Origin of the sequence: Thiohalocapsa sp. (assembly GCF_022340605.1) — a bacterium.
Classification (GTDB): domain Bacteria; phylum Pseudomonadota; class Gammaproteobacteria; order Chromatiales; family Chromatiaceae; genus Thiohalocapsa.
Genome location: NZ_JAJDNQ010000034.1, coordinates 1 through 4822 on the forward strand (window position 1 = coordinate 1; position 4822 = coordinate 4822).

3 protein-coding genes are annotated in these 4822 nt (G+C 67.6%); 2 read left to right on the top strand and 1 reads right to left on the bottom strand.

What is annotated here, in order from left to right; all coding sequences use genetic code 11:
* On the bottom strand, positions 1-626 hold a 626-nt coding region (locus tag LJE69_RS04460), incomplete at its 3' end, for a transposase (protein ID WP_296921918.1).
* 266 nt (positions 627-892) lie between these two features.
* On the opposite strand from LJE69_RS04460, the gene LJE69_RS04465 reads away from it, so the two are divergent.
* Together LJE69_RS04465 and LJE69_RS04470 are read left to right on the top strand one after the other, a co-directional pair.
* Complete coding sequence (locus LJE69_RS04465; protein WP_296921920.1) at positions 893-3658, top strand: HAD-IC family P-type ATPase; 2766 nt, start codon at positions 893-895, stop codon at positions 3656-3658.
* A gap of 157 nt (positions 3659-3815) precedes the next feature.
* On the top strand, positions 3816-4709 hold the full coding sequence (locus LJE69_RS04470) for a DUF1028 domain-containing protein (RefSeq protein ID WP_296921922.1): 894 nt from the start codon (positions 3816-3818) through the stop codon (positions 4707-4709).
* Positions 4710-4822: the final 113 nt, after the last annotated feature.

The window sequence follows — 4822 nt, forward strand, 5'->3', positions numbered from 1 at the left end:
TGCATGCGCTCGACGAACGGCTCGGAGCCCAAGTAGATCTGGCCCTTGAGCGCCTGCCATGGGCTGGCGATGCCGATGCCTTCGGCGACGAAGCGCCGGTAGCCGGCTACCGCCGCGGTCCGCTCTTCGGCAAACGCCCGCAGCACCGCGTCGGTCTCGAGCCACCCGGGCGCCGGTAGCTCTCCCACCATCGCCGGATAGCTGCTCCACGGCCAATCGCCCGGCGCCGCCACCATCCCTGCGCGAACCGGATTCAGCACCACGTACCGCGAGAGCTCCAGCAGATAGCTCTCACGCTCCACCAGAATGGCTTTAAATCGCCCCTGAAACAAATGACCGACCCGGGCGTGGGTGCGGTTGACGTACTGCGTGAAGACGCCATTCAGCTGGCGCATGCCTTTGGAGAGATTCGCATCCGGCGTTTCCACCAACAGGTGGTAGTGGTTGGTCATCAGGCAGTAGGCATGAACCAGCCAGTTGAAGCGCTCGCAGGTTGCGCCCAACACATCCAGAAACGCTGCCCGGTCGCCATCGGCGTCGCCGAGAAAGATGCTGCGTCGCTCGTTCCCGCGGGCTGTCACGTGATACAGCGCCCCGGCGAACTCCAGCCGCAGAGGTCTTGCCATCGTGGCGCTCTCCAGAAATGCGCTTACTTCTTAGAGCATAGCGCTTGGTGTCCGGGGTGTGCAATGTGAGACCTGACCCCCCGCTCGCTCGTCGTGGCGCTCTCCAGAAATGCGCTTACTTCTTAGAGCATAGCGCTTGGTGTCCGGGGTGTGCAATGTGAGACCTGACCCCCAGCTCGCTCGCTCTTTCTCGTGGTATCGGCTGACATGCGATTATGCTTGCCTGTGACTTGTGACTGTTCTCTTGAAGAAAAGGAAGAAAAGCGATGAACAAGCAACACACCACCGCCCTCAATCCGTTGTGGCACACCCTATCTGGCGACGATGTCGTGGCAGAGCTCGCCACGGACCCGACCACGGGGCTTGACCCAGCCGAGGCAACCGAGCGACTCACGGAGCACGGCCCCAACCGCCTGCCGGCAGGCAAGCAGCGCGGACCCTTCATGCGCTTCCTGTCGCAGCTCAACAACGTGCTGGTGTACGTTCTGCTGGCCGCCGGGTTCACCAAGTTGATGCTGGGCCTGTGGATCGACGCCGGGATCATCTTCGGCGTGGTCTTGCTCAACGCCCTGCTCGGCTTTCTGCAGGAGGGCAAGGCGGAGAAGGCGCTGGAGTCCATCCGCAACATGCTCTCCGCCGAGGCGCGCACGCTGCGGGGCGGCGAGACGCGCCTGATCCCCGCCGAGGAGCTGGTGCCCGGCGACATCGTGCTGCTGGAGTCCGGGGACAAGATCCCCGCCGACCTGCGCCTGATCGAGGCGAAGAACCTGCGCACCGAGGAGGCGGCCCTGACTGGCGAGTCGGTGCCGGCGGACAAGTCGATTGACCCCGTACCCGAGCAGGCGACGGTGGGCGATCGCCATAACATGGGCTTCTCGGGGACCATGGTGGTGTCCGGCCGGGCGGCCGGCGTCGTCGTGGCCACCGGCGCCGGCACCGAGCTCGGGCGCATCAATGCGCTGCTCGCCGGCGTGAGCGCGCTGGAGACGCCGCTGCTGCGGCAGATCAAGAAGTTCGGCTACGCCATCACCGCCGTCATCGCCGTCGTCGGCGTGTTGGTCTTCGCCTACGGCAAGTGGGTGATGGGCATGGGCTTCGTGGAGCTGTTTCAGGCGGTGGTGGCGATTGCGGTGTCGGTGATCCCGGAGGGCCTGCCTGCCATCATCACCATTGCGCTCGCCATCGGCGTGCAGCGCATGGCGAGCCGCAACGCCATCATCCGGCGCCTGCCGGCGGTGGAGACCCTGGGCTCGGTGTCGCGCATCTGCTCGGACAAGACCGGCACCCTGACCCTGATGGAGATGATGGTGGTCTCGGCGGTCACGGCCGAGTCCGAGTATCAGGTGAGCGGCAACGGCTACGCCCCCGAGGGTGAGATCACGCGCGAAGGTGAGCCGGCCGGCGACGACTCCGTGCTGGGGCTGCTCGGGCGGGTGTCCATGCTCTGCAACGATGCCGTGCTGCGCCAGGAGGACGGCGTCTGGAAGGTCGAGGGCGATCCCACAGAAGGCGCGCTCTATCCCTTCGCGGGCAAGCTGGGGTTGGCGCGCCAGGCGGAACTCGCCGCCTGGCCGCGCATCGACGCCATTCCCTTCGAGTCCGAGCACAAGTTCATGGCCACACTGCACCGCGCGGCCGACGGTCGGGAGATCCTGCTGGCCAAGGGGGCGCCTGAGGTGATCCTGGCCCACTGCGACCGCCAGCAGACGCAGTCGGGCGCGCCGGTCGCGCTGGAGCGGGAGCGGTTCATGGCGATGGCCGATCGCCTGGCGGGGCAGGGCGAGCGGGTGCTGGCGCTGGCCTGGTGCGAGCAACCGTCGGTCACCGCGGGCAGCCTGGGCCCGGCCGACCTGCCCAAGGACCTGGTGCTGCTCGGCCTGGTTGGCCTGCTCGACCCGCCGCGCCAGGAGGCCATCGACGCGGTGCACGCCTGCCACGAGGGCGGCATCCGGGTCACCATGATCACCGGCGACCACAAGATCACCGCCGCGGCCATCGCCAGGATGCTCGGCATCGGCGACGGCAAGACCGCGGTAGCCGGCGCCGAGATCGAGGCCATGAACGAGGCCGCCCTGCAGGAGACGGTGCGCGACGTGGACGTCTTCGCCCGCGCCAGCCCCGAGCACAAGCTGCGGCTGGTGAAGGCGATCCAGGCGAACCGGCAGATCGTCGCCATGACCGGCGACGGTGTCAACGACGCGCCGTCGCTGAAAAAGGCCGACATCGGCGTCGCCATGGGCATCAAGGGGACGGAGGTCACCAAAGAAGCCGCCGGAATGATCCTGGCCGACGACAACTTCGCCTCCATCACCGCGGCGGTCAGGGAAGGCCGCACCGTCTACAACAACATCGAGAAGGCCATCCTGTTCATGCTACCCACCAACGTCGCCCAGGCGCTGGTCATCGCGGTGGCGATCTTCCTGGGCTTCACCATGCCCATCACCGCGCCGCAGGTGCTGTGGGTGAACATGGTGACCTCGGTGGCGCTCGGGCTGGTGATCGCGTTCGAGCCGCACGAGCGGGATGTCATGCTGCGCCCGCCGCGGGCGGTGGATCGGCCGATCCTGACCGGCTTCGGCATCTGGCGGGTCATCTTCGTCGGCCTGGCCCTGCTCGCCTACACGCTCACGGCCTTTTTCTGGATGCTGGGGCAGGGCGCCTCCGACGACCTCGCCCGCACCGTCGCCGTCAACGCCATCACCATCGGCCAGGTGTTCTATCTGCTGAACAGTCGCTACCTGGTGGATTCGTCATTTTCCATTCGCGCGCATCTCGGGAATCTCTATTTGCCGCTCGGCATCGCGGCCGTGGTGGTGCTCCAGGCCCTGTTCACCTATGCGCCGCCCCTGCAGGTGTTGTTCGATACCGAAGCGATTCCGCTCCACGTCTGGCCCTGGCTGTTTCTGGGTGGCCTTCTGTTCTTCCTCGTGGTCGAGCTGGAGAAGCTGGTCATCCGCCTCATTCCCAGCTTGCGTCGCGCCGTGACCTCGGTGGAGGCGGGCAGCCCGGCCACGCGGGCCGCGCAGCCGTAACGCCCCCGCGGCGCGATGGCCAGGGAGGGCGTGCCGCGGGCGAGCGCGTCCATTTGCTATCCTGCCGATCCCTGGGGTGCCGACGGCCCGCCGGCGGTGTCCCGTCTCCGGCGGAACCCAGCGCTTCGGCCCAAGTCTCACCGAGGAGTCTCGAACCTTGACCTATTCGATCCTTGCCAGAGACCCAGTCGACGGCCACATGGGCGTCGCGACCCAGTCACAGGCGTTCTCCGTGGGCAGCAGCGTGTCCTGGGCCGCACCGGGCCACGGCGTCATCGCCACCCAGTCTATGGGTGAGCCCATGTACGGCGAGCTCGGACTCACCGGGCTGGGCGCCGGACTGACCGCGCCCGAGGCGCTGACCGCGCTCAAAAGCGTCGATCCACATCCGGAACGCCGCCAGGTGGCCATGGTGGACGCGCACGGCCGAGTCGCGGCCTACACCGGCTCAGCCTGTGTCGCCGCCGCCGGGCATAGCGTCGGCGACGGCTGCGCCGCCCTCGGCAATCTGGTGGACTCCCCGAGGGTCTGGACATCGATGCTCGAAGCCTTCGAGGCGAGCGCGGGATGGCTGCCGCGCCGGCTGCTGGATGCGCTGGACGCCGCCGAGGCCGCCGGCGGCGACATCCGCGGCCAGCGCTCGGCGGCCATCCGGGTGGTGCGCTCCGAGCGCTCGGGGCGGCCCTGGCACGACCACGTCGTCGATCTGCGGGTGGACGATCACCCGGAGCCACTCAAGGAGCTGCGGCGGCTGGTGGAGCACACCTGGCGCTATCACTGCACGGTCGAGGCATTCGAGCTGACGCTGAATGGCTCCACCGCCGAGGCCCTGGCGGCATTGCCCGACGAGCAGGTTGACCCCGCGGTGGATCCGGATCTCGCCTGGTGGCGCGCCATCGTGCTGGCCAACGCCGGCGAGGAGACCGCGGCCGTGCACCTGGCGCGGGCGCTGATGGCCGAGGCGCCCAACTACGCGGACGCCGCCCGACGCTTCGGCGCCGCCGGCTTGATGGACCAGCCACTCCTCGACCGACTGTTGCCAGGGCAATGACGGCAGGCGTGTCCAGGGTACCGGGGTTAAGGTATAGAAGGCGGGTGGGCGGAGGGAGACTTCAGGCGATTGAATGACGAAGTCAACAATTCGGAAAAAGCGTGAACCTCATA